This is a genomic window from Pseudomonas putida, assembly GCF_002906855.1.
Classification (GTDB): Bacteria; Pseudomonadota; Gammaproteobacteria; order Pseudomonadales; family Pseudomonadaceae; genus Aquipseudomonas; species Aquipseudomonas putida_N.
Window position 1 is genome coordinate 1,993,192 of record NZ_MINI01000038.1, and the last position, 25,790, is coordinate 2,018,981.

The window sequence follows — 25,790 nt, forward strand, 5'->3', positions numbered from 1 at the left end:
GCGAAGAGGCCAGTACCGGCTCAGTCCTGATCACATGTCATCGAAATACCGCTCATGCCAGTCCACCAGCGGTTGCGGCACATTGAGCTTCTGCCCGTAGATCACCGAATACGACAGCACGTTCTGCACATACTGGCGCGTTTCGTCGAACGGGATCGATTCCACCCACACGTCGAAGCTCAGGTGCTTGGCGCCCTTGAGCCACTGCCGCACGCGCCCGGGGCCTGCGTTGTAGGCTGCGGACGCCAATACCCGGTTGCCGTTGAACTGGCCGTGCACCTGGCTCAGGTAGGCCGCGCCGACCTGAATGTTCTTCTCCGGGTTGAACATCTGCTGCGGCGAAGCCAGCGGGATGCTGAACTTGCGTGCGGTTTCCTTGGCGGTGGCCGGCATCACCTGCATCAGGCCACTGGCACCGACGCTGGAGCGGGCATCCTCCATGAAGGCGCTCTCCTGGCGGGTAATGGCGAATACCCAGCTCGAGTGCAGCCCACGCACTTTGGCTTCACGCACCAGGGTATCGCGATAGGCCATCGGGAAGCGGATATCCAGGTCGTCCCAGTACTGCGCCTGGCTAATGGTGCGGATGGCCGGGAAGTACCAGTGCATGTCGTAGGCCAGGCGTGCCTGGGCGACCATTTCATCGCGGGTGAAGTGGCGGCTGACGTGGTACCACTCGCGGCGGCCTTCGACGACCTGGCCGCGGGCGTGGAACTCCAGGGCACGCTGGATGCCCGGGGTATTGCGCACCTTGTTGACCAGTTGCGGGCTCAGCAGCAGTGGCTTGTTGTTCAGCTGGTAAGGCGTTTTTGCCCGGTCAGCCGCGAGGAAGCCATAGAAGTCACGCTCGCGCGCCACGTTCTTGTACAGCAACGGAATCTGCGGGTTGTTCGGCTGGGCCAGCTCCAGGCTGCGTGCCTGCCAGTACTTCCAGCGGTTGCTGCTGGCCAGGTCCTGAGGCAGGCGCCGGGTCAGCTCGTAGGCGTCTTCCCAGCGGCCCAGGCGCAGCAGCAGGCGCAGGCGCCATTCGCTGACCGTGTTGTCGCGCAGCTCGGGGTCGTAGCGGGTCATCAGGTCAAGGGCGCGCGGATCGTAACGGCGGGCCAGGGTCAGGCCGATCTCGCGGGCGATGGCGACTTTCTCGTCGCGCGAGAAGTGCATGCGCTGGGCGTAGTCGTCGAGCATCTCCATGGCGCGGTCAGGGTCCTGTCGGGCCAGGCGGCGCAGGCCGAGGCTGACCACGTCGGACATGGCTTCGTTGGCCGGGGTGAAGCGCGAGGGCTGGTTGAGCAGCTCGGGCTTTTGCGCCACGTCGATCAGCAAGCGGCCCTGCGGTGCGAGGGTAGTCAGGCCTTGCACCATGTTGTTTGCCAGCGCGTAGTTGCGCGCCTGGGCCGCCAGTTTGGCGCGGTTCCAGCGTTTGGCTTCTGTCAGCTGGCCTTCTGCGGCCCACATGCCGAACAGAGTGTCGCAGGCAGCCGGTTGCGACTTGCCGACGTTCCACAGTTTTTCGGCGCTGGCGAAGCCTTCGGCGCGCTGGCCATGGCTCAACTGGTACTGGCCATTGAGGCAGTCCAGCTCGGTGAAATTGAGCTTGGGGTCGTAGTACTTGACGAAGGTGTTCCACTCGCCGCGTTCGGCCAGCCAGCGCAGCCAACGCAATTTCATCCAGTTGGCCTGGGGCAGGTCGCCGTGCTTGGCCAGGAAACCTTCGATTTCCTCGTTGCTGGCAGTCTTCAGACGCGCGGTCAGTTCGTCGTACGCCAGGTACGGTGTGAGCGGGTAGTCGCGCAGCGCCTGGGCGTAGCGCAGGTAAGGGCCTTTGTCGCCCTTGGCCAGCGCACGCTTGGCCTCGTCGTAGTACTGGCGTTGCTGGGAAAGGTCGGTGGCCTGCGCCGCGCTGACGGTGGCGGCGGTGAGCAGCAGGCAGGAAGCAATCTGTAACAGGCGGCTGCGCATGATACGTCCGGGCAGTTGAACCATGGGGAAGTGACGGCGAAGCCAGCACTGTTGAAATCTGATTGCCTTAGCTTAGCCGTTTGCCGGCGGCGGGTGATAGCGCTGTGCTTGTAACCGGGCGTTAACGCCGACCGGGTGTCGCCAAGCCCCTGTGCGGTAGTCAACTTAATGCCGGAAAGGGCCAAGTCAGGTAGAATGCGCGCCCGCTTTCTGGAGACGAACATGACCCTGCTCAAATTCAGCGATGTGTCCCTCGCATTCGGCGCGATGCCGCTGCTGGACAAAGTGTCCTGGCAGATCGCCCGTGGCGAGCGGGTGTGCATCATCGGCCGCAACGGCACCGGCAAGTCGAGCATGCTGCGCCTGGTCAAGGGCGAGCAGAAGGGCGACGACGGCGAGATCTGGCGCGCCCCTGGCCTGAAGATCGGTGAGCTGCCACAAGAGCTGCCGGTTGCCGACGAGCGCACGGTGTTCGATGTGGTCGCCGCTGGCCTGGATGGCGTTGGAGAGCTGCTGGCCGAGTTCCATCACCTGAGCCAGAACATCCAGGGTGATGACGACCTGGAAAAACTCATGCACGTCCAGCACGAACTGGAGGCCCGCGACGGCTGGCGCCTGCAGCAGGTGGTGGAAAGCACCCTGAGCCGCCTGCAGTTGCCCGCGGACAAGACCTTGGCCGAGCTCTCCGGTGGCTGGCGCCGCCGCGTGCTGCTGGCCCAGGCGCTGGTGTCCGAGCCTGATCTGCTGCTGCTCGACGAACCGACCAACCACCTGGACATCGGTGCCATCGCCTGGCTCGAAGAAGCCCTGCGCGGCTTCAACGGCGCCGTGCTGTTCATCACCCACGACCGTTCCTTCCTGCAGAACCTCGCCACGCGCATCCTCGAACTGGACCGCGGCGGCCTGATCGACTGGAATGGCGACTACGCCAGCTTCCTGGTGCACAAGGAGGCCGCGCTGGCCGCCGAAGAGACGGCCAATGCGCTGTTCGACAAGCGCCTGGCCCAGGAAGAGGTGTGGATCCGCCAGGGCATCAAGGCCCGCCGTACCCGTAACGAAGGCCGCGTGCGTGCGCTCAAGGCCTTGCGTGTGGAGCGCGGCGAGCGTCGCGAGCGCCAGGGCAAGGCGAACATCCAGATCGAGGCGGCAGACAAGTCCGGCAAGCAGGTGATGGTGCTGGAGAACGTCAGCTTCCATCACGCCGATGGCCCGCTGCTGGTCAAGGACTTCTCCATGGTCCTGCAGCGCCAGGACCGTATCGGCCTGCTGGGTGCCAACGGTACCGGCAAGACCACCCTGCTGAAGATGATGCTCGGCGACCTGGAGCCTACTGCAGGCAAGGTCGAGCGCGGCACCAAGCTGGAAGTGGCCTACTTCGACCAGATGCGTCACCAGCTCGACCTGGAAAAGACCGTCATCGACAACCTCGCCGAAGGCCGCGACTTCATCGAGATCGATGGCCAGAACCGCCATGTGCTGAGCTACCTCGGTGATTTCCTGTTCAGCCCGCAGCGTGCGCGCACGCCGGTCAAGGCGCTGTCCGGTGGTGAGCGTGCGCGCCTGCTGCTGGCCAAGCTGTTCAGCAAGCCGGCTAACCTGCTGGTGCTCGACGAACCGACCAACGACCTGGATGTGGAAACCCTCGAGCTGCTCGAAGAGGTGCTGTCCAACTACAAAGGCACCGTGCTGATGGTCAGCCACGACCGGGCCTTCCTCGATAACGTCGTCACCAGCACGCTGGTGTTCGAAGGTGAGGGCAAGGTGCGCGAGTACGTCGGTGGCTACGAGGACTGGATCCGCCAGGGTGGTTCGGCGAAGCTGCTCGGCGTGACCGAGAGCAAGGGTGGCAAGTCCGAGCTCAACAGTGCCGTGGTCGAAAAGCCGGTGGAAGTGGCAGCGCCTGCGCCAGCCGCGCCGGCGGCGGATGCTTCGAAGAAGAAGCTCAGCTACAAGCTGCAGCGCGAGCTGGAAATGCTGCCGGGGCAGATCGACGAGGTCGAGAAGCGCATGGCCGAGGCGCAAGAAGAAGTGAACGCTGCTGGCTTCTATCAGCGGCCGATTGCCGAAACTTCGGCAGTGCTGGCCAAGATCGAGAAGCTGCAGGGTGAGCTGGATGCGCTGGTAGAGCGGTGGGCTGAGCTGGAAGGCTGAGCAGTCCTCACAGGCCTCTTCGCGGGTAAACCTGCGAAGAGGCCTGTCCTGGCTACATCACTCTTTCTTCTGCAGTCGCACCGCCAGCACATCGCACGGCGCCCCGTGCAGCACGTCGTTGGCGGTGGAGCCCAGCAGCAATGCCAGGCCATGGCGGCCATGGCTGCCGACCACGATCAGGTCGCACTTCTGATCCTTGGCCAACTGGTGGATTTCCTGGCGCGGCTGGCCGTAGGTCAGGTGCGAGTCGCCACGCTTGATGTCGGGGTACTTGTTGAACAGGCGGTCCATGCGCTCCTTGGCCTGGTCGAACTGCTGCTGTTGCAGTTGCGACAAGTCCATCGGCACGTCGCCGCCAAAGGCCATGGCCATCGGTTCGACGATATGCACCAGCGAGACCTTGGCGCCAGTGGGTTCGGCGAGCTTCATGGCGCGCTTGATCACCGGATCGCATTCTTCGGTAAGGTCGACAGCGACCAGAAGATGTTCGTAGGACATGAGCTGTACTCCTGACAATCGCGATAGTAGAAGTATGGTCGCTTTCCGGCAGGTCATCCGTGAATACTGAGTAACCCGCTCATTTGCAACGCTTTATGGAATCTACAGATATGACGGTATGGCTAGTGGTGTCAATCCTTGCGCTGGTGCTCAGTCCGCTTTCCTGGTTGCGCCTGTCGCGCAAGCAGGGGCAGCAGATGAGCTTGCGCCTGGAGGCGCGGCGCATGGGCCTGGCCATGCAGCTGGCACCGCAGCAGTGGCCGCACTGGCTGGAAAATGAGCCGCCAAGCCCGTGCCCGCAGTACCACCGTGGGCGCCGTCGGGGGCATGAAGACAGCTGGTGCTACTGGCAGGTCAGCCCTGGCGTCTGGTGGAACCAGTGGAAGGAAGTGTGCGAGGAGCCGCGCCTGAACGAGGTGTTCGCGCGCCTGCCGGAGACCGTCTACAAGGTCGAGGCCGACAAGCGCATGATCGCCCTGTACTGGAGCGAACGCGGGGATGAATCTGTATTGCAGGATATTGCCCACGCCTTCGACACCCTCGCTTGATGGCATAACGACAAAGCGGCAACCCGGTAGTTACCAGGTTGCCGCTTTGTCGTTTCTGCAGCGCAGAAAAGGCCAGGCAGGCCGGGAAATTGTTGAATCCAGTCGCAGTGTAGCCACTGCCTGGCCCACTGCATGAAAAAATTGCAGTCCCGTCCGTTTGCTTGTGGTCAATCGCTGACATGAATGATCGGTAATCACTGTCATCATGTTTTGTGCTACGGCGATTCAAAATGACCGGAAAGTCGCGTTTTCACCCCGTTCGTGAGCATTTGACAACGCCGATCTTTTCGGAGAATGTGTGCATACCCAAATCAAACGGGCGTATGAATTGAGCGTTTGTATGTCACACCGCTCATACAGAATCCCGACTAGCGCGCTGACGGGTGTGCCTGGGGCAAGGGCGGCAAGACCTACTCTTCCACCAGCGATCGGCGTGTACAGTTCAGCTTCCATATCGTGGAGATCAGTTGATGATTTACGAAGGTAAAGCCATCACGGTTAAGGCTCTTGAAAGCGGCATCGTCGAACTGAAGTTCGACCTCAAGGGTGAGTCCGTCAACAAGTTCAATCGCCTGACCCTGGACGAGCTGCGCCAGGCCGTCGATGCCATCAAGGCCGACGCCTCGGTGAAAGGCGTGATCGTCAGCAGTGGCAAGGACGTGTTCATCGTCGGCGCCGACATCACCGAGTTCGTCGAAAACTTCAAGCTGCCCGAGGCCGAACTGGTTGCCGGCAACCTGGAAGCCAACCGCATCTTCAATGCCTTCGAAGACCTCGAAGTGCCGACCGTGGCGGCCATCAATGGCATCGCACTGGGCGGCGGCCTGGAAATGTGCCTGGCAGCCGACTACCGGGTCATGTCCACCAGCGCCAAGATCGGCCTGCCGGAAGTCAAGCTGGGCATCTACCCAGGCTTCGGCGGCACCGTACGCCTGCCGCGCCTGATCGGCTCGGACAACGCCATCGAGTGGATCGCCGCCGGCAAGGAAAACCGTGCCGAAGACGCCCTGAAGGTCGGCGCCGTCGATGCTGTGGTAGCTCCTGAGTTGCTGCAGGCCGGTGCCCTGGACCTGATCAAACGCGCCATCAGCGGCGAGCTGGACTACAAGGCCAAGCGCCAGCCCAAGCTGGAAAAGCTCAAGCTCAACGCCATCGAGCAGATGATGGCCTTCGAGACCGCCAAGGGCTTCGTCGCTGGCCAGGCTGGCCCGAACTACCCGGCGCCGGTCGAAGCCATCAAGACCATCCAGAAGGCCGCCAATTTCGGCCGCGACAAGGCCCTGGAAGTCGAGGCGGCTGGCTTCGCCAAGCTGGCCAGGACTTCGGTTGCCGAAAGCCTGATCGGCCTGTTCCTGAATGACCAGGAACTCAAGCGCAAGGCCAAGGCCCATGACGAAATCGCCCACGACGTGAAGCAGGCCGCCGTACTCGGCGCCGGCATCATGGGTGGCGGCATCGCCTACCAGTCGGCGGTCAAGGGCACCCCGATCCTGATGAAGGACATCCGCGAGGAAGCTATCCAGCTGGGCCTGAACGAGGCCTCCAAGCTGCTCGGCAACCGCGTCGAGAAAGGCCGCCTGACCCCGGCGAAAATGGCCGAGGCACTCAACGCCATTCGTCCGACCCTGTCGTACGGCGACTTCGCCAACGTCGACATCGTCGTCGAAGCCGTGGTCGAGAACCCGAAGGTCAAGCAAGCCGTGCTGGCCGACGTGGAAGGCCAGGTGAAGGAAGATGCGATTCTCGCCTCCAACACCTCGACCATTTCCATCAACCTGCTGGCCAAGGCGCTCAAGCGCCCGGAAAACTTCGTCGGCATGCACTTCTTCAACCCGGTGCACATGATGCCGCTGGTGGAAGTGATCCGTGGCGAGAAGTCCAGTGAAGTCGCCGTCGCCACTACCGTGGCCTACGCCAAGAAGATGGGCAAGAACCCGATCGTGGTCAACGACTGCCCGGGCTTCCTGGTCAATCGTGTGCTGTTCCCGTACTTCGGCGGTTTCGCCAAGCTGGTCAGCGCTGGCGTGGACTTCGTGCGCATCGACAAGGTCATGGAGAAGTTCGGCTGGCCGATGGGCCCGGCCTACCTGATGGACGTGGTCGGCATCGACACCGGTCACCACGGCCGCGATGTGATGGCCGAAGGCTTCCCGGACCGCATGAAGGACGAGCGCCGCTCGGCCGTCGACGCGCTGTACGAGGCCAACCGCCTGGGCCAGAAGAACGGCAAGGGTTTCTACGCCTACGAGACTGACAAACGCGGCAAGCCGAAAAAAGTCTTCGATGCCACCGTGCTGGATGTGCTCAAGCCGATCGTCTTCGAGCAGCGTGAAGTGACCGACGAAGACATCATCAACTGGATGATGGTGCCACTGTGCCTGGAGACCGTGCGTTGCCTGGAAGACGGCATCGTCGAAACCGCCGCCGAAGCCGACATGGGTCTGGTCTATGGCATTGGTTTCCCTCCATTCCGCGGTGGTGCGCTGCGTTACATCGACTCGATCGGTGTGGCCGAATTCGTTGCCCTGGCCGACCAGTACGCCGACCTGGGGCCGCTGTACCACCCGACCGCGAAGCTGCGCGAAATGGCCAAGAACGGCCAGCGCTTCTTCAACTGAGTGGTCAACGAGCTAGAGCGAGAGATTTGATATGAGCCTGAATCCAAGAGACGTGGTGATTGTCGACTTCGGTCGCACCCCCATGGGCCGCTCCAAGGGTGGCATGCACCGCAACACCCGCGCCGAAGACATGTCCGCGCACCTGATCAGCAAGCTGCTGGAGCGCAACGACAAGGTCGACCCGAAAGAAGTCGAAGACGTGATCTGGGGCTGCGTCAACCAGACCCTGGAGCAGGGCTGGAACATCGCCCGCATGGCGTCGCTGATGACCCAGATCCCGCACACTTCGGCCGCGCAGACCGTCAGCCGCCTGTGCGGCTCGTCGATGAGCGCGCTGCAAACCGCTGCCCAGGCGATCATGACCGGCAACGGCGATGTATTCGTGGTCGGCGGCGTCGAGCATATGGGCCACGTCAGCATGATGCATGGGGTCGATCCCAACCCGCACATGTCGCTGCACGCGGCAAAGGCGTCCGGGATGATGGGCCTGACCGCCGAGATGCTGGGCAAGATGCATGGCATCAGCCGTGAACAACAGGACCTGTTCGGCCTGCGTTCGCACCAGCTCGCCCACAAGGCGACGGTCGAAGGCAAGTTCAAGGACGAGATCATCCCGATGCAGGGCTATGACGAGAACGGTTTCCTGAAGGTTTTCGACTTCGACGAGACCATTCGCCCGGAGACCACCCTCGAGGGCCTGGCGTCGCTGAAACCGGCGTTCAACCCCAAAGGCGGCACCGTGACGGCCGGTACTTCGTCGCAGATTACCGACGGTGCTTCGTGCATGATCGTCATGTCTGGCCAGCGCGCCATGGACCTGGGCATCCAGCCACTGGCGGTGATCCGCTCGATGGCGGTAGCCGGTGTCGACCCGGCGATCATGGGCTACGGCCCGGTGCCAGCGACCCAGAAAGCCCTCAAGCGCGCCGGCCTGACCATGGCCGATATCGACTTCATCGAGCTCAACGAAGCCTTCGCCGCACAGGCCCTGCCAGTGCTCAAAGACTTGAAAGTGCTCGACAAGATGGATGAGAAGGTTAACCTGCACGGCGGCGCCATCGCTTTGGGCCATCCGTTCGGTTGCTCTGGTGCACGTATTTCCGGCACCCTGCTCAATGTCATGAAGCAGAACGGCGGTACTCTGGGCGTGGCGACCATGTGCGTCGGCCTCGGCCAAGGTATCACCACTGTCTTCGAACGCGTCTGATCGCGTTGCGGGACAGCAGCCGGGGCCTTGTGCCCCGGTTTTTGTTTTTTACAGAATTTGTTTCAAGAGGAAGGGCGACATGCAGATACAACCAGGCGTATACCGGCATTACAAAGGGCCTGAGTACCGTGTCTTCAGTGTTGCACGGCACTCCGAGAACGAAGAGTGGATGGTCTTCTACCAATGCCTGTATGGTGATTACAGTTTCTGGGTAAGGCCCCTTGCGATGTTCCTGGAGTCCGTCGAGGTTGACGGCGAGCAGGTGCCGCGCTTTGCTTTGGTCAAGGCCGAAGAAGGGCTGCCCGAGCTGTCTGGCAAGTCGCAAGCGTGATCGACCACGCTTGACCTCACTCTTTTGCCACTATATATAGCGGTGCCGCGTCTGGCACCTGACGCGTTTTTCATCTTCAGATTCAGGAATACTCCGATCCATGGGCAAATCGCTGGTCATTGTGGAATCCCCGGCCAAGGCCAAGACCATCAACAAGTACCTGGGCAACCAGTACGTGGTGAAGTCGAGTATCGGCCATATCCGAGACCTCCCCACCAGCGGTTCGGCCAGCGCAAGCAAAGAGCCGGCCGCCAAGCGTGGCAAGGCCGCTGCGGGTGAGGCTCCGGCGCTGTCGCCAAAAGAAAAGGCCCGTCGCCAGCTGGTGGCGCGCATGGGCGTCGACCCCGAGCACGGCTGGAAGGCCAAGTACGAGATCCTTCCCGGCAAGGAAAAGGTGATCGAAGAGCTGCGCCGCCTGGCCAAGGATGCCGACACCATCTATCTCGCAACCGACTTGGACCGCGAAGGGGAAGCCATTGCCTGGCACCTGCGCGAAGCCATCGGTGGTGACGACACCCGCTACAAGCGCGTTGTGTTCAACGAAATTACCAAGAAGGCTATCCAGGAAGCGTTCTCGCAGCCGGGCGAGCTGGACATCGACCGGGTCAATGCCCAGCAGGCGCGGCGCTTCCTCGACCGCGTGGTGGGCTACATGGTCTCGCCGCTGCTGTGGGCCAAGATCGCCCGAGGCCTGTCTGCCGGCCGCGTGCAGTCGGTGGCGGTGAAGCTGGTGGTCGAGCGTGAGCGCGAGATCCGTGCCTTCGTCCCGGAAGAATACTGGGAAGTGCATGCCGATCTCGGCACTGCCAAGAGCGCCAAGGTGCGCTTCGAAGTGGCGCGCGAGAAGGGCGAAGCCTTCAAGCCGCTGAACGAAGCCCAGGCCATGGCCGCGCTGGAGAAGCTCAAGGCTTCCAGCTACAGCGTGATCAAGCGCGAAGACCGCCCGACCAGCAGCAAGCCGTCGGCCCCGTTCATCACCTCCACCCTGCAGCAGGCCGCGAGCAACCGCCTGGGCTTCGGGGTGAAGAAGACCATGATGATGGCCCAGCGTCTGTATGAAGCGGGTTACATCACCTACATGCGTACCGACTCGACCAACCTGTCGGCCGACGCCCTGGACATGGCGCGCAGCTACATCGAGCGCGAGTTCGGCAAGCAGTACCTGCCGGAAGCCCCGCTGGTGTATGGCAGCAAGGAAGGCGCCCAGGAAGCGCACGAGGCGATTCGCCCTTCCGACGTCAACACCCATCCGACCAAGCTCAGCGGCATGGAACGGGACGCGGAGCGCCTGTACGAGCTGATCTGGCGCCAGTTCCTGGCCTGCCAGATGCCACCGGCGCAATACCTGTCCACCAGCGTTACCGTGGCCGCTGGTGACTTCGAGCTGCGCGCCAAGGGCCGCATCCTCAAGTTCGACGGTTACACCCGCGTGCTGCCACAACAGAGCAAGCCGGGCGAAGACGATGTGCTGCCGGAAATGGCCCAGGGCGAGGCGCTCAAGCTGATTCAGCTCGACCCGAGCCAGCACTTCACCAAGCCGCCAGCGCGCTTCACTGAAGCCAGCCTGGTCAAGGAAATGGAAAAGCGCGGCATTGGCCGCCCGTCGACCTATGCGGCGATCATTTCCACCATCCAGGACCGCGGTTACGTCACCCTGCACAACCGCCGTTTCTACTCCGAGAAGATGGGCGACATCGTCACCGAGCGCCTGTCGGAAAGCTTCTCCAACCTGATGGACTACGGCTTCACCGCCGGCATGGAAGAGAACCTCGACGACGTGGCCCAGGGCGAGCGTGACTGGAAGAACGTGCTCGACGAGTTCTACGGCGACTTCAGCAAGAAGCTGCTGACTGCCGAATCCGCCGAAAGCGGCATGCGTGCCAATCAGCCGACCATGACCAACATTCCGTGCAAGGAATGCGGCCGGCCGATGATGATCCGCACCGCTTCCACTGGCGTGTTCCTCGGTTGCTCGGGTTACAGCCTGCCGCCGAAAGAGCGTTGCAAGGCGACCGTGAACCTGGTGCCGGGCGACGAGATTGCCGCGGACGACGAGGGTGAATCGGAATCGCGCGTGCTGCTCGGCAAGCACCGCTGCCCGATCTGTGCCACGGCGATGGATGCCTACCTGCTGGACGAGAAGCACAAGCTGCACATCTGCGGTAACAACCCGGATTGCGCCGGATACGAAATCGAAGAGGGCAGCTACCGTATCAAGGGCTACGAAGGGCCGAGCCTGGAGTGCGACAAGTGCGGTAGCGAAATGCAGCTCAAGACGGGCCGTTTCGGCAAGTTCTTCGGTTGCACCAACCCGACGTGCAAGAACACCCGCAAACTGCTCAAGAGCGGTGAGGCGGCGCCACCTAAGATGGACAAGGTGGAAATGCCGGAGCTCAAGTGCGAGAAGGTCGACGACACTTACGTGCTGCGTGACGGCGCTTCGGGGCTGTTCCTGGCTGCCAGCCAGTTCCCGAAAAACCGCGAGACCCGGGCACCGCTGGTGCTGGAGATCGTGCCGCACAAGCACGAGATCGATCCGAAGTACCACTTCCTGTGCGATGCGCCGCAGAAGGACCCTGAAGGTCGCCCGGCGGTGATTCGTTACAGCCGCAAGACCAAGGAGCAGTATGTGCAGTCCGAGGTCGATGGTAAGCCGACTGGCTGGAAGGCTTTCTACGACGGTGGTGCGTGGAAGGTTGAAGACAAGCGCTGATCCATCAGTGCTGTGATTGGGGCCGCTTTGCGGCCCCAATCATTTATGATGCAGCTATCCGCCTTGCAGCCTCACGGAGGGCACTGAAATGGCCCAGGAACTCTACACCCGCACCAACCAGAAACTGTTCTTCGCAGGCCTCGCCCTGGAGTCGATGGCCAAGGCCGAACAGAGCCAGGCCATGAACGCCCAAGGCCTGGTCCAGGCCGAGCGCGAGTCGGCGCTGTTCCACCTGTACGGCGCGCTGTTGGGGCTGTGTCATGAAATCGGCGGTTTCTACCGCCTGCCCGTGGTGGCTTCGGTCGAGCAGGCGCTAGCCGACGATGCGCTGAACAACATCGCCATTCCTGAAGTTGCAGAGATGCTGGAGCTGGTTCGCCAACGCGAAACCTGGTTGGCGCAACTGCTCAGCGCTTATGCCGATTTGTTCCGACCACCGGTCGCGAAAAAAGCAGCAAAAACCGACGTTACCCAGCCACTGATTCAGGCCGTCAATCTCGATGAGCCCGAGCACCCAGCGCTTTCGCGGGAAGAGCTGGAAAGCTGGCGTAATAACCTAAAAGGCTTGGTGAGACGTTTCCGCGACGCGTTGAGTGAGTGCTGATAGCCGCAACGGCTGGTACACTAGCCGCCTTTCGTGGAGAACAGCCCTATATGTCTACGTCGTTTCTGGAAATTGTCGAGTTGCCTGATGGCCGTATCGAGCTGCGTCGCGCCGAGGATGAAGGCTCCCTGGTAACCCTGGATTTCTCGGAAGACGCCAAGGCGTTCCTGCAGGGCCAACATGTCGAAGTTGCCAAGGCCATGCTGAGCGTTGGCGTACAGATGGCTGGTCGCCTGATGGATGGTGAGCTGGAGCGCGACGAAGGGCCGCGCGTGCTCCACTAGAGCGTCTGCTTGTACTGCTTCACAGGCAAAGCCTGAACATCAGCCGAGGCGGATGTTCAGGCTTTGTGCGTTTCCGGCACTGGCTGCACGTAACAGTTGTTGGCGAGCGGTAGCGTTGACGCTGCCAAGCCAGCTGACGACCGTGTGGCTGCGGCCCAGGCGCAGCGCTTCGCAAGCCAGTTGCAGCGCGCTTTGATTGCCGCGGGGATGTAGTAGCAGGATCCGTTCGCGGTTGAGCCCGGCATCGCGCAGCCAGGCCTGGGTCAGGCTGGCCGGTGGAGCGATCAGCGTCAGCCAGCGGGCTTCTTCCTCTTCGCTCAGCTCGCGCAGCACCGGTGCCAACAGGCTCTGGCAGTGTTCGGGGGCGCCACGCAGGGACAGCTCGCTGAACAGCTCCGGATGGCTGCTCTTGCGTGCCTGCTCGCTGGCCTTCAGGCCTGGCAGTACCGGCTGGGCGAGAAACGCTTCGAACAGTGGAAGCTGGACCTGCTGATGTGCTTGGATAGACTGCTGCATGACGCCTCCTGGATCAGCGGCGAATGACGCCGACACTCAAACCCTCGATCACCAGTTCCTGTTCTTTCAGGTCGACTTCGATGGGGGCGAACTCGGGGTTTTCGGCGATCAGCCAGACCTTGCTGCCTTCGCGCTTGAAGCGCTTGACGGTCACTTCATCGCCGATGCGGGCGACGACGATCTGGCCATTACGGGCTTCGCGGCAAGTGTGCACGGCCAGCAGGTCGCCGTCGAAGATGCCGACATCCTTCATGCTCATGCCGTGCACGCGCAACAAATAGTCGGCGGGGGGGTGGAAGAAGGTCGGGTTGATGTTGCAGGATTGCTCGATGTGCTGCTCGGCGAGAATAGGGGCGCCAGCCGCTACGCGGCCGATGATCGGCAAGCCGTTTTCTTCGGCCTTGGCCTCGAAACCCGGGATGCGGATGCCGCGGGAAGCGCCCGGGGTCATTTCGATCGCGCCTTTACGGGCGAGGGCCTTGAGGTGCTCCTCGGCGGCGTTCGGCGACTTGAAGCCCAGCTCCTGAGCGATTTCCGCACGCGTCGGAGGGAAGCCGTTGTCTTCGAGGCAGCGTTTGATGAAGGCGAGGATCTCGGCTTGGCGTGGCGTCAGTTTCAACATGGCAGGCGCTCTGTCTTTTTATACAGTGACTGGAATTATATACAGTACTGGATGCGCTGCAAGCACAAAGCAACGGGAAATACGCAGGATGACACTTGCAGCCTGCAGTCTGGCGCTTTTAAATGGCGACCGCCCAGTCACCGAGCCTTGACATAAGCAGGCCTGAAACGTATGTTTCAAACACCTGTTTGTCTCTGTCTGGCGGAGTAGTGATGGCCCAATCTGAAACCGTTGAACGCATCCTCGATGCTGCCGAGCAGCTGTTCGCGGAACGAGGCTTCGCGGAAACCTCATTGCGGCTGATCACCAGCAAGGCCGGGGTCAACCTGGCAGCGGTCAACTATCACTTCGGCTCGAAGAAGGCGCTGATCCAGGCGGTCTTCTCGCGCTTCCTCGGGCCGTTCTGTGCCAGCCTGGAACGCGAACTGGAACGGCGTCAGGCCAAGCCCGAGCAAAAGCCCAGCCTCGAAGAGCTGCTGGAAATGCTGGTGGAGCAGGCGCTAGTCGTGCAACCGCGCAGCAATAACGACCTGTCGATCTTCATGCGCCTGCTGGGCCTGGCCTTCAGTCAGAGCCAGGGCCACTTGCGGCGCTATCTTGAGGACATGTACGGCAAGGTGTTCCGCCGCTACATGCTGCTTGTGAATGAAGCCGCACCGCGCATTCCGCCGCTGGAGCTGTTCTGGCGCGTGCATTTCATGCTCGGTGCTGCGGCGTTCAGCATGTCCGGGATCAAGGCGTTGCGCGCCATTGCCGAGACCGATTTCGGCATCAATACTTCGATCGAGCAGGTCATGCGCCTTATGGTACCGTTCCTGGCCGCCGGCATGCGTGCCGACACCGGTGTCACCGACAACGCCATGGCCAGTGCCCAGCTGCGCCCGCGGAGCAAGACTGGCAGCAGCACCGCCAAGGCCTGAAGGCTGGGCGGGGCGGGGCGCTTCGGCTAAGCTAGCGCCCATGCCTGACCTCGATTTCCTGCACATCTCCCTCGCCGACCAGTGCCTCTATGGCTTTGCCCAGGGCCAGCTGCGCGTGCGCCTTGCGGTGTCCACTGCGCGCAATGGTGCGGGTGAGCGCATCGGCTCGGGTTGCACGCCGCGAGGGCTGCAACTGGTGCGTGCACGGATCGGCGCGGGCTTGCCAGTCAATGCCGTGCTGCAAGGCCGGCGCTGGACCGGCGAGGTCTGGTCGCCAGCGCTGCACGCGCAGCATCCAGGGCGTGACTGGATCCTGACCCGCATCCTCTGGCTCAGTGGCTGCGAGCCGGGCATCAACCGCCTGGGCAGTGTCGACACCTTTCGCCGCTATATCTATCTGCACGGCACGCCAGACACGGAACCCTTGGGCGTGCCGCTGTCCCATGGCTGCATACGTTTGCGCAACACCGATCTGCTTGGCCTGTTCGAGCGCGTTCCGGCACATTGCCCGGTGCGTATCGACGAGGCCGCCTGCCCCCAGTGGGCTTCACTGAATCTGCAATGAAGGATTGCCTATGACCGCCAGCCTGCAAGGCTCCCTGATGGTGGATATCGCCGGTAAATGGCTGACTGCCGAAGATCGCCAGCTCCTGCGCCAGCCGGAAGTGGCCGGCCTGATCATCTTTGCCCGCAACATCGACAGCCCGCGCCAGGTGCGCGAGCTGTGCGCTTCGATCCGCGCCATCCGCCCCGACCTGATCCTGGCGGTCGACCAGGAAGGCGGGCGGGTACAGCGTCTGCGCCAGGGCTTCGTGCGCCTGCCGGCGATGCGCGCCATTGCCGACAATGCCAACGCCGAATACCTGGCCGAGCAGTGCGGCTGGCTGATGGCGACCGAAGTGCTGGCAGTCGGCCTCGACCTCAGCTTCGCTCCAGTGCTCGACCTCGACCACCAGCGCAGCGCGGTGGTAGGCAGCCGTGCCTTCGAAGGTAACCCTGAGCGTGCTACACAGCTGGCCGGCGCGTTCATTCGTGGCATGAATGCAGCGGGCATGGCGGCCTGTGGCAAGCACTTCCCGGGGCATGGCTGGGCCGAGGCGGATTCGCACGTAGCGATTCCTACCGACGAGCGCAGCCTCGATCAGCTGCGCCAGGCGGACCTGGTGCCGTTCTCACGCCTCAGCGGGCAATTGGCGGCGGTGATGCCGGCGCATGTGATCTACCCGCAGGTCGACAACCAGCCGGCCGGGTTCTCGCGGCGCTGGCTGCAGGACATACTGCGTGGCGAGCTGGGCTTTGACGGAGTGATCTTCAGTGACGACCTGTCCATGGCCGGTGCGCATGTGGTTGGTGATGCCGCCAATCGCATCGAGGCGGCGCTGAGCGCCGGGTGCGACATGGGCCTGGTGTGCAACGACCGGGCAGCGGCGGAGCTGGCGTTGACCGCAGCGCAGCGCTTGAAGGTCAAGCCGTCGCCGCGCATTGCGCAGATGCGTGGGCGTGGTTTTGCGCGTACCGATTATCGCCAGCAGCCGCGTTGGTTGGAGGCCCTGGGGGCCTTGAAAGACGCACAACTGGTCGATTGACTGTACTGGCCTCTTCGCGGGACAAGCCCGCTCCTACAGGACTTCACCTACCTCAAGAACGGTGCGCTACCTGTAGGGGCGGGCTTGTCCCGCGAAGAGGCCGGTACAGGCTAGCGCCCACGCTTGCCTGGCAACGGCGCAAACAGCGCCTCGATCTCCTCATCCCCCAGCCGCCATTGCCCCGCCTGCCCACCATCGAGCAGGCTCGCCGCCAGTGCTGCCTTTTCCTGCTGCAGCGCCTGGATCTTCTCTTCCACCGTCCCCCGGGTAATCAGCTTGAACACGAACACCGGCTTGTCCTGGCCAATCCGGTAGGCGCGGTCGGTCGCCTGGTTCTCGCTGGCCGGGTTCCACCACGGGTCGAAGTGGATCACGGTGTCCGCAGCGGTGAGGTTCAGCCCCACACCCCCAGCCTTGAGGCTGATCAGGAATACTTCGCTGTCCCCCTGCTGGAACTGTTGCACCGGCGTGCGCCGGTCGCGGGTGTCGCCGGTAAGCAGGCTGTAGCGGATCTTGCGCTTTTCCAGCTCCTGCTCGATCAGCGCCAGCATCGAAGTGAACTGCGAGAACAGCAGAACCCGGCGGCCCTCGCTGAGCAGCTCTTCGAGCATCTCCAGCAGCGCACCTAGCTTGCCTTTGTCGGCCTGGTTGCCCTTGGTCTCGACACCTTTGACCAGGCGCAGGTCGCAGCACACCTGGCGCAGCTTGAGCAGGGCGTCGAGGATCACGATCTGGCTGCGCGCCGCGCCATTGCGGGCGATTTCGTCGCGGACCTTCTTGTCCATGGCCACGCGCACCGCTTCATAGGTGTCGCGTTGGGCGTCACTGAGTTCAACCCAGTGGACCATTTCAGTTTTGGCCGGCAGCTCGGTGGCCACCTGTTCCTTGGTGCGGCGCAGCAGGAATGGGCGCACCCGGCTGACCAGGTGGGCCAGGCGCTCGGTATCGGCGTGGCGTTCGATCGGGGTGCGGTAATCCTGGTTGAAGCGTTTCACGTCACCCAGCCAGCCGGGCATGAGGAAGTGGAAGATCGACCACAGCTCACCCAGGTTGTTCTCCATTGGCGTGCCGGTCAGGCACAGGCGCTGGTTGGCCTGCAGCTCGCAGACGGCGAGGGCGGCCTTGCTGGTGCTGCTCTTGATGTTCTGCGCCTCGTCCAGCACCAGCACATGCCAGGCTTGAGCGCTCAGGTGTTCCAGGTCGCGTGGTACCAGGGCATAGGTGCTGAGCACCAGGTCGTATTCGTGCAGCTTGGCGAAGTGCTTGCTGCGGCCCGGTCCGTGCAGGGCCAGAACACGCAGGCCAGGGGCGAAGCGTTGGGCTTCGTCGAGCCAGTTGGGCACCAGGCTGGTGGGCATCACTGCCAGTGCCGGGGCGGTCAGGCGCCCGGCCTGTTTTTCCAGCAGCAGGTGGGCCAGGGCCTGCAGGGTCTTGCCCAGCCCCATGTCATCGCCAAGGATGCCGCCGGTGCCCATTTCGCGCAGGGCCTGCAGCCAGTTCAGGCCCTGCTGCTGGTAGGGCCGCAAGGTGGCGTTGAGCCCGACCGGCACTTCGACCTGCAAGTCGCGGGCATCGCGCAGGCGTCGGCCGAGGTCGCGCACATGGGCGCCGCCTTCCCAGTGCAGTGGCAGGTGTTCGATGTCGTTCAGGCGTGCGGCGTCGGCGCGGTCCATGCGCAGGGTCGGGCCGACCGCATCCTCGTGCAGGTACAGCTCGCCGAGTGTGCCCATCACCGCCTTGATGCGGCCGTAGGGCAGGGCGACGCGCAGCGCCGGGCTGTCCAGGCGGCCACGGTTGAGGTCGATCAGCAGGTGCTCGTCGTCGCTGCGCCGCGCCAGCTCGCTGGGGCGCAGCAGCTCGGGGTTGCTACGCAGCAGTTGCAGCACGATCGGCAGCAGGCTGTGGCGCTGGCCTTCGACCACGATGCCCAGTTCCAGGTCGAACCATTCATGCCCAGGCGCTTCGTCGATGCTGGCGTACCAGTCGTCCACCTCCTGCAGGTTGAAGGCGAAGTCGCGGTGGGTGTCGATGTCCCAGCCGGCCTCGCGCAAGCGTGGCAGGCTCTCACGGGCGAAGCGCAGCCAGGCCTCGTCGTCGGGCAGCTGGAGCATCTCGCCAGCGCTGTCGGGCAAGGCTTTGCTCTGCCGGGTGGCGGGCTTGAAACCGAGGTCGCGCAGCACCTTGCGCAGCGCCTGCTCGGCCTGGGGCTGGCGGCGGATGCGCTGGCTGGTGGCGTCGACCAGGCGGGTCAATGGCTTGTCGTCGCTGCCGCTGGCGCGCAGGCCGTCGTAGTCGAACGCCAGTGCGGCGCGGTGCTGCATCTGCCGTTGCATGCGCCCGGTCTTGGGCGTGTAGGCACTGAATTCGAGGCTGCCAAGGGTCAGATGAGGTTTGGGGTGGATATCGTCGATCACTTGCACATCTACGGTCGTGGGCGTGGGAACCCGGTGATTCAGGGCTTTTAGCTTATGGCTGAGGGGCACCACGAGGTGTTCCGGCACATCGGGCGCGATCGTCAGCTGCATGGCGATGTGCGGGTCCAGGGTGTGCTCGACCCTGCCGACTTCCCGGGTCATGACATCGAAATAGTAAAGCGGTAGCAACGGTATGACGCAGAGCAACCGTTCTTCGCCGCTGCACCAGACGCCTCGGTAGTTGCCATTGTCCAGGCGCACCCAGCGAAACTCGGCAGGGCGTGCAGCACCTTCCTGAAGTAGCGGCAAATCGACATCAAAAAACATCCGGCCGGTTTCCAGGGCGCGCTGGAACAGCTCGCCTCCTTCCTGGCCTTTGAGTGGATAGCCACGGTCCTGGTAGCCGCCCTGATTGAGTGCGGACAACAGACGCAGAATGCGGATGTCATCATCCGTGACGAAGCGCGGCGGTTCGTACAGGAATTCGTAAAGAGACTGGACGCGGCTGTAGCGGATGCCATCTTCAGTGCGCGTGCCCTTGCGTACCTGCAAGGCGCAACCTGCACCTTCGGTCAGTTTGAGCTGATAGCACACCATGCGGCCGCGTTTGTCTTGCGAGTCGGCGGTTCTAGGTGGCGCCTGTTCCAGGTCGGTGAGCCAGCGCTGCAGTTCAGCGGGCAGTGTGCCCTGGCTTTGCGCAGGTGTGGAGTACGGGTCACTCAGTAAAAAGAGCGCGGCTGCGCAGTGTTTGCAGTTGTGCCCCACGGGGCAGCTGCACTGGCCGCGCACGTGGCAGCGGCCGTTGACGGCATTGACGGTGATGGTTTGCCGATAATGGTTGCCTTCGCTCCCTTTGCAGTTGGCCTCGATGATCGCCCCCGAGCAGCTTTCGATCTCGACCTTGCCTTCTTCGGCGTACCGTTCGGCACGCTTGAGGGTTGCCTGGCTGAACGATTGGGTCCAGTTCGGATATTCGTTCAGCAACGCCAAGGCATCATGCTTCATCGGCTTACTGCTCCATCATCTCCGGGTCCATCACTGGCATCTTCGGCGTGCCCGGTGGCGTGACCTTCAGCAGCAGCGCCAGGTGGCCGCCATCAAGGAAGGTCAGCTGGCCGCCTTTCATGTTGCTGTTGCTCTGCTTGAACTGCTCGCTTTGCAGCACGTTACCGTTGCTGTCGAGCTGGTTGACCCAGAAGTTGGCCTCTACGGCGATGAAGCGACCGGCAGTAATGCCCAGGTTGCCCTCGATGGGGAAGTGGCCGAACTGCTCGTTGCCGACGCCCAGGGCGATGCGGCTGGTGTCGCTGCTGACCGGCTGCTGCCAGGCCTTGTGCAACAGCACGGTGTAGTCGGCGGTGGCCTTCAGCCGGGTGGCCTCGTCCTGCAGGGCCAGCGGGCGTTCGGCGCCCTTGTCCAGGCGCGGGGCGCCGGCGCTCCAGTCTTCCGGGGCGAACGGGCTGGTGAAGGCGGGCACGCTGTTCTGCCGCACCAGGATCATTTCCACCTGATACATCCCTTCGGCAAAGGCGGCTGGCGCGAACAGCGCGAGCAGCAGGGTCAGGCAACGGATGGCACGCATGGATCTTCCTTAGGCAGGCTTTGGGGTCAGGCGCTCGAACAGCGCCTCCAGGGTATTGAAGCGTTCTTCGGGGCGTTCCATCGGTACCAGGAAGCGGAACTGCGTTGCGCCTTCGAACTTGTAACGTTTGGGCTGGCCCTGGATCAGCTTGATCAGGGTCAGCGGATCGACCGGGGTCTCGGCTTCGAATTCGAGCTTGCCGCCGTTGGGGCCAGCGTCGACCTTCTTGATGCCGAGGGTTTCCGCCTGCAGCTTGAGCTGGGTCAGGCGCATCAGGTTCTTGGTCGGCTCGGGCAGCAGGCCGAAGCGGTCGATCATCTCCACTTGCAGGTCCTTGAGGCCTTCTTCGTCGGCCGCCGAGGCAATGCGCTTGTAGAGGATCAGGCGGGCGTGCACGTCGGGCAGGTAGTCCTCGGGGATCAGCGCCGGCAGGCGCAGGTTGATTTCCGGGCCGCCGCCCAGCGGCTGCTCGAGGTTGGGCTGGGTACCCTTGCGGATGGCCTTGACCGCACGTTCGAGCATTTCCATGTACAGGGTGAAGCCCACCGCCTGGATCTGCCCGCTTTGGCCTTCGCCAAGCAGCTCGCCGGCACCGCGGATTTCCAGGTCGTTGGTGGCCAGCACGAAGCCGGCACCGAGGTCCTGGGTATTGGCGATGGCCTCCAGGCGCTTTTCGGCGTCGGCGCTGATCTTCTGCCGTTGCGGCGTCAGCAGGTAGGCGTAGGCCTGGTGGTGGCTACGGCCAACGCGGCCGCGCAGCTGGTGCAGCTGGGCCAGGCCAAACTTGTCGGCACGCTCGATGACGATGGTGTTGGCACTGGGCACGTCGATGCCGGTCTCGATGATGGTCGAGGCAATCAGCACGTTGAAGCGCTTGTGGTAGAAGTCGCTCATCACCTGTTCCAGATCGCGCTCGCGCATCTGCCCGTGGCCGATGCCGATACGCGCTTCCGGGACCAGTTCGGCCAGGTCGGCGGCGCACTTCTCGATGGTTTTCACATCGTTGTGCAGGTAGTACACCTGGCCGCCGCGCAGCAGCTCACGCAGCAGCGCTTCCTTGACCGTGCTCTTGTTCTGCTCCATGACGAAGGTGCGCACCGACAGGCGTCGCGCCGGCGGGGTGGCGATGATCGACAGGTCGCGCATGCCCGCCACCGCCATGTTCAGCGTGCGCGGGATCGGCGTGGCGGTCAGGGTGAGGATGTCCACTTCGCTGCGCAGGGCCTTGAGCTGCTCCTTCTGGCGCACGCCGAAACGGTGTTCCTCGTCGATGATCGCCAGGCCCAGGTCCTTGAAACGCACGTCATCCTGCAGCAGCTTGTGGGTGCCGATGAGGATATCGATCTTGCCTTCGGCGAGGTCGGCGGCCGCAGCGGCCACTTCCTTGGCCGACTTGAAGCGGCTCATCACTTCGACCTTCACCGGCCATTCGGCGAAGCGGTCGCGGAAGCTGTTGTAGTGCTGCTGGGCAAGCAGGGTGGTTGGCACCAGCACCGCCACCTGGCGGCCACTGTGCACGGCGATGAAGGCTGCGCGCATGGCCACTTCGGTCTTGCCGAAACCGACGTCGCCGCACACCAGGCGGTCCATCGGCTTGGGTGCCAGCATGTCGACGCGCACCGCCTCGATCGCCGCTTGCTGGTCGGGGGTCTCCTCGAACGGGAAGCCTGCGCTGAACGTGGCGTAATCGGCAGCCGGGTCGGCAAAGGCATAGCCCTTGCGCGCGGCGCGGCGGGCATAGATGTCGAGCAGCTCGGCTGCCACGTCGCGAACCTGTTCGGCGGCCTTGCGCTTGGCTTTCTGCCAGGCTTCGGAACCCAGCCGGTGCAGTGGCGCCAGGGCGTCATCGCTGCCGGTGTAGCGGGCGATCAGGTGCAGGTTGGCCACCGGCACATACAGCTTGGCGCCCTCGGCGTATTCCAGGGTGAGGAATTCGGCGGCCTGGCCGTCGATCTCCAGGGTGGCAAGGCCCAGGTAGCGGCCCACACCATGGTCGATGTGCACCACCGGTGCGCCTTCGCGCAGCTCGGTGAGGTTCTTGATGACCGCGTCGTTGGCCGCCTCGCCGCGTTTTTCGCGGCGCCGGCGTTGCATCACGCGCTGGCCGAACAGCGGGCTCTCGGCGACCAGAGCGACGGCCGGGTCTTCCAGCAGCAGGCCGTCGTCGAGCGGGGCGATGGTGATCGCCAGGCGCTCCCGGCCGGTAATGAAGTCGGCCCAGCTGTCGACCGTCTGCGGGCGCAGCTTGAGGCGTTCGAGCAGCTCCAGCAGTACCTCGCGGCGGCCCGCCGATTCGGCGGTGAACAGCACGCGGCCGCTGAACTGGTCGAGGAACCCGGCCAGGGCCGCCAGCGGCTGGTTGGCCTTGGCTTCGATGGCCAGGTTGGGCAGGGCGCGCGCCGGGAAGCGTTCGCGGCCGGCACCGGCTTCGAGGTCGTCGGCGCTGACCACCACCCGTGGCCACTGCTTGAGCTGGGCGAAGCAGTCTTCCACCGGCAGGAACAGTTCGGCCGGCGGCAGCAGTGGGCGGGTCAGGTCGCCACGGCGTTCTTCATAGCGCCCGCGCACGTCGTTCCAGAAGTGCTCGGCAGCCTGCTCGACGCCCGGCAGCGAGAACACCTGGGTGTCGGCGGGCAGGTAGTCGAACAGGGTCGAGGTTTCTTCGAAGAACAGTGGCAGGTAGTACTCGATGCCAGCGGGAATGATGCCGCTGGCCAGGTCCTGGAAGATCGCGCTGCGGCGGAAATCGACATCGAAGCGCTCACGGAAGCGCGCCTTGAAGCGGGTCACCTCTTCCTTCTGCATGGGGAACTCGCGCGCCGGCAGCAGGCGGATCGAGTCGACCTTGTCGATCGAGCGCTGGGTCTCCGGGTCAAAGGTGCGCAGGGTCTCGATCTCGTCATCGAACAGGTCGATGCGATAGGGCAGCTTGCTGCCCATCGGGAACAGGTCGATCAATGCGCCACGCACGGCGAACTCGCCATGCTCGTAGACCGTGTCGACGCAGCGGTAGCCGGTGGCTTCCAGGCGCGTGCGCATCTGTTCGACGTCGATGGTCTGGCCCACGTCCAGCACCAGGCTGCTGCCCAGCAGGAAGCGCGTGGGGGCCAGGCGGTGCAGGGCGGTGGTGATCGGTACTACCAGAATGCCGTGGCTCAGCTCCGGCAGCCGGTAGAGGCTGGCGATACGCTGGGAAATGATGTCCTGGTGTGGCGAGAACAGGTCGTAGGGCAGGGTTTCCCAATCGGGAAACGGCAGCACCGGCAGTTGCGGAGCAAAGAAGCGCAGCTCCTGTTCCAGACGATCGGCCGCCTGACTGTCGGCGGTCAGCAGCAGGGTGAAGCGGCCCGCGCTGCTGGCGGCCTCGGCGATGGCCAGGCTGAGGGCGGCACCGGGCAGGTTGCCCCAGGTTTGTTTGCCGGCCGTGGCCGACATTTGCGGAAGGCGCAGAACTGACACGGGAGATTGCACTCCAAGCGTTGCGGCAAAGAGATCGATTGTACCGGTGACGGTGCCTGCTGTCAGGCCTCGACAGGCCATGAACTGCGGGCTTTGCCATCGGCGACAGGCGCTCATTGCCGGTTACGCGCAGGGGCGTCATAATGTAGCCCCTTTTTTCTGTCCCTACATGTGGAAGGTTCCCGTGACTCAGAAGCCCGACCAGTGTCTTGGTGAGTGGATTGATCGTGAAGCTCTGGCTGAAGCGATGATCCCGCTTATCGGTCAGCTCTACCGCAACAACAACGTGGTGAGCTCGATTTATGGCCGCAGCCTGATCAACCGTTCGGTTATCTCGATCCTCAAAGCCCACCGCTTTGCGCGTCACCGTCAGACCGACGAGACCGAACTGTCCGTACACGAGACATTCCCCCTGCTCAAGGCCATGAGCGAGCTGAAACTGGGCGCCGCTTCGGTCGACCTGGGCAAGCTGGCCAACAAGTTCAAGCAGGAAGGCAATGGCCGAACTGCCGAGCAGTTTGTCCGTGAAGAACTGGCCGACGTGGTTGGTCAGCAGAACGCTTCGGCTCGCAAGGGTACCGACGTCGTCCTGTACGGCTTCGGCCGCATTGGCCGCCTGCTGGCGCGCATCCTGATCGAGAAGACCGGTGGCGGCGACGGCCTGCGCCTGCGTGCCATCGTCGTGCGCAAGGGCGCCGAGAACGACCTGGTCAAGCGCGCCAGCCTGCTGCGCCGTGACTCGGTGCATGGCCCGTTCGATGGCACCATCACCATCGACGAAGCCAACAACACCCTCACTGCCAACGGCAACCTGATCCAGATCATCTACGCCAAGAGCCCGAGCGAAGTCGACTACACCCAGTACGGCATCAACAATGCGCTGATCGTCGACAACACCGGCGTGTGGCGTGACGCCGACGGCCTGGGCCAGCACCTGGCCTGCCCGGGCGCTGCCCGCGTGATCCTCACCGCACCTGGCAAGGGCGCGCTGAAAAATATCGTGCACGGCATCAACCACGGCGACATCACTGCCGATGACAAGATCATCTCGGCAGCCTCCTGCACCACCAACGCCATCGTGCCGGTGCTCAAGGCCATCAACGACCAGTACGGCATCGTCAACGGCCACGTCGAAACCGTTCACTCGTTCACCAACGACCAGAACCTGATCGACAACTTCCACAAGGGCAGCCGCCGTGGCCGCGCCGCGCCGCTGAACATGGTCATCACCGAAACCGGCGCCGCCACCGCTGCCGCCAAGGCACTGCCAGTGCTGAAGGGCAAGCTGACCGGCAACGCCATTCGCGTTCCGACGCCGAACGTTTCGATGGCCATTCTCAACCTGAACCTCGAGAAGCCGACCACCCGCGACGAGATCAACGAGTACCTGCGCCAGACCGCCATGCACTCGGAGCTGCACAAGCAGATCGACTACGTCAGCTCGCAGGAAGTGGTTTCGACCGACTTCGTCGGTTCGCGCCACGCCGGTGTGGTGGATGCCGAGGCGACCATCGCCAACGACAACCGCGTTGTCCTGTACGTCTGGTACGACAACGAATTCGGTTACAGCTGCCAGGTCGTTCGCGTGATGGAAGAGATGTCGGGTGTGAACCCGCCAGCGTTTCCACGCTGATTCGCTTGTAAGCGCATGAAAAAACGGGAACCTTCGGGTTCCCGTTTTTTTTGCCTGGCATTTGTGGTCATCTGTGCCGGCCCTTTCGCGGGGCAAGCCCGCTCCTACAGGGAAAAGCGATCGCCTGTAGGAGCGGGCTTGCCCC

At 63.3% G+C, this 25,790-nt stretch carries 19 protein-coding genes; 12 read left to right on the forward strand and 7 right to left on the reverse strand.

Going from position 1 to position 25,790, the window contains the following annotated elements; genetic code table 11:
- Positions 1-30 precede the first annotated feature (30 nt).
- A complete protein-coding gene (locus BGP85_RS21835) occupies positions 31-1,959 on the reverse strand; it encodes a transglycosylase SLT domain-containing protein (protein ID WP_103449811.1) in 1,929 nt (642 codons plus the stop codon).
- Positions 1,960-2,181: 222 nt separating this feature from the next.
- On the opposite strand from BGP85_RS21835, the gene BGP85_RS21840 reads away from it, so the two are divergent.
- Positions 2,182-4,110 carry an ATP-binding cassette domain-containing protein gene (locus BGP85_RS21840; RefSeq protein WP_103449812.1) on the forward strand — a complete coding sequence of 643 codons (1,929 nt, stop codon included), beginning with the start codon at positions 2,182-2,184 and terminating at the stop codon, positions 4,108-4,110.
- A gap of 57 nt (positions 4,111-4,167) precedes the next feature.
- Here the strand turns inward: BGP85_RS21840 and BGP85_RS21845 are convergent, their stop codons facing one another.
- On the reverse strand, positions 4,168-4,608 hold the full coding sequence (locus BGP85_RS21845; protein ID WP_103449813.1) for a universal stress protein: 441 nt from the start codon (positions 4,606-4,608) through the stop codon (positions 4,168-4,170).
- Between the two features lie 110 nt (positions 4,609-4,718).
- On the opposite strand from BGP85_RS21845, the gene BGP85_RS21850 reads away from it, so the two are divergent.
- The 7 genes from BGP85_RS21850 to BGP85_RS21880 all read left to right on the forward strand — a co-directional run bounded on the left by BGP85_RS21850 (position 4,719) and on the right by BGP85_RS21880 (position 12,913).
- A complete protein-coding gene (locus BGP85_RS21850) occupies positions 4,719-5,156 on the forward strand; it encodes a hypothetical protein (RefSeq protein WP_103449814.1) in 438 nt (145 codons plus the stop codon).
- A gap of 470 nt (positions 5,157-5,626) precedes the next feature.
- The gene (gene fadB / locus BGP85_RS21855) at positions 5,627-7,774 is read left to right on the forward strand and encodes a fatty acid oxidation complex subunit alpha FadB (RefSeq protein WP_103449815.1); all 2,148 of its coding nucleotides are present in this window, start codon (positions 5,627-5,629) and stop codon (positions 7,772-7,774) included.
- Between the two features lie 31 nt (positions 7,775-7,805).
- Complete coding sequence (gene fadA / locus BGP85_RS21860; RefSeq protein ID WP_103449816.1) at positions 7,806-8,981, forward strand: acetyl-CoA C-acyltransferase FadA; 1,176 nt, start codon at positions 7,806-7,808, stop codon at positions 8,979-8,981.
- A 79-nt stretch (positions 8,982-9,060) separates the two neighbouring features.
- Positions 9,061-9,312, forward strand: a complete 252-nt coding sequence (locus BGP85_RS21865; protein WP_103449817.1) for a DUF1653 domain-containing protein — start codon at positions 9,061-9,063, stop codon at positions 9,310-9,312.
- Between the two features lie 100 nt (positions 9,313-9,412).
- Positions 9,413-12,025 (forward strand): type I DNA topoisomerase, encoded by a 2,613-nt coding sequence (topA, locus tag BGP85_RS21870; RefSeq protein ID WP_103449818.1) that lies wholly within the window; start codon positions 9,413-9,415, stop codon positions 12,023-12,025.
- An 88-nt stretch (positions 12,026-12,113) separates the two neighbouring features.
- Entirely contained in the window at positions 12,114-12,629 is a 516-nt protein-coding gene (locus BGP85_RS21875) for a DUF6586 family protein (protein ID WP_103449819.1), read from the forward strand.
- A 50-nt stretch (positions 12,630-12,679) separates the two neighbouring features.
- The gene (locus BGP85_RS21880) at positions 12,680-12,913 is read left to right on the forward strand and encodes a hypothetical protein (protein ID WP_004376430.1); all 234 of its coding nucleotides are present in this window, start codon (positions 12,680-12,682) and stop codon (positions 12,911-12,913) included.
- 39 nt (positions 12,914-12,952) lie between these two features.
- On the opposite strand, the gene sulA is transcribed toward BGP85_RS21880, so the two are convergent.
- Positions 12,953-13,429 (reverse strand): SOS-induced cell division inhibitor SulA, encoded by a 477-nt coding sequence (gene sulA, locus BGP85_RS21885; RefSeq protein WP_085674816.1) that lies wholly within the window; start codon positions 13,427-13,429, stop codon positions 12,953-12,955.
- A 13-nt stretch (positions 13,430-13,442) separates the two neighbouring features.
- Complete coding sequence (gene lexA, locus BGP85_RS21890) at positions 13,443-14,051, reverse strand: transcriptional repressor LexA (protein WP_103449820.1); 609 nt, start codon at positions 14,049-14,051, stop codon at positions 13,443-13,445.
- 212 nt (positions 14,052-14,263) lie between these two features.
- Here lexA and BGP85_RS21895 point away from each other — a divergent pair, with 212 nt between their 5' ends.
- From BGP85_RS21895 to nagZ, 3 genes are read left to right on the forward strand one after another with little or no spacing between them, the layout of a single operon-like run.
- Positions 14,264-14,971 (forward strand): TetR/AcrR family transcriptional regulator, encoded by a 708-nt coding sequence (locus BGP85_RS21895; RefSeq protein ID WP_103449821.1) that lies wholly within the window; start codon positions 14,264-14,266, stop codon positions 14,969-14,971.
- Positions 14,972-15,011: 40 nt separating this feature from the next.
- A complete protein-coding gene (locus BGP85_RS21900) occupies positions 15,012-15,536 on the forward strand; it encodes a L,D-transpeptidase (protein WP_103449822.1) in 525 nt (174 codons plus the stop codon).
- Between the two features lie 22 nt (positions 15,537-15,558).
- Entirely contained in the window at positions 15,559-16,557 is a 999-nt protein-coding gene (gene nagZ, locus BGP85_RS21905) for a beta-N-acetylhexosaminidase (protein WP_181004570.1), read from the forward strand.
- Positions 16,558-16,667: 110 nt separating this feature from the next.
- Here nagZ and BGP85_RS21910 read toward each other — a convergent pair whose 3' ends face one another.
- From BGP85_RS21910 to mfd, 3 genes are read right to left on the reverse strand one after another with little or no spacing between them, the layout of a single operon-like run.
- A complete protein-coding gene (locus BGP85_RS21910; protein WP_103449824.1) occupies positions 16,668-19,976 on the reverse strand; it encodes a DEAD/DEAH box helicase in 3,309 nt (1,102 codons plus the stop codon).
- A 4-nt stretch (positions 19,977-19,980) separates the two neighbouring features.
- Positions 19,981-20,553, reverse strand: coding sequence for a CsiV family protein (locus BGP85_RS21915; protein WP_103449825.1), 573 nt, complete (start codon positions 20,551-20,553; stop codon positions 19,981-19,983).
- 9 nt (positions 20,554-20,562) lie between these two features.
- The gene (gene mfd, locus BGP85_RS21920) at positions 20,563-24,012 is read right to left on the reverse strand and encodes a transcription-repair coupling factor (protein ID WP_103449826.1); all 3,450 of its coding nucleotides are present in this window, start codon (positions 24,010-24,012) and stop codon (positions 20,563-20,565) included.
- Between the two features lie 169 nt (positions 24,013-24,181).
- On the opposite strand from mfd, the gene BGP85_RS21925 reads away from it, so the two are divergent.
- On the forward strand, positions 24,182-25,645 hold the full coding sequence (locus BGP85_RS21925) for a glyceraldehyde-3-phosphate dehydrogenase (RefSeq protein ID WP_103449827.1): 1,464 nt from the start codon (positions 24,182-24,184) through the stop codon (positions 25,643-25,645).
- The last annotated feature ends 145 nt before the right edge of the window (positions 25,646-25,790 follow it).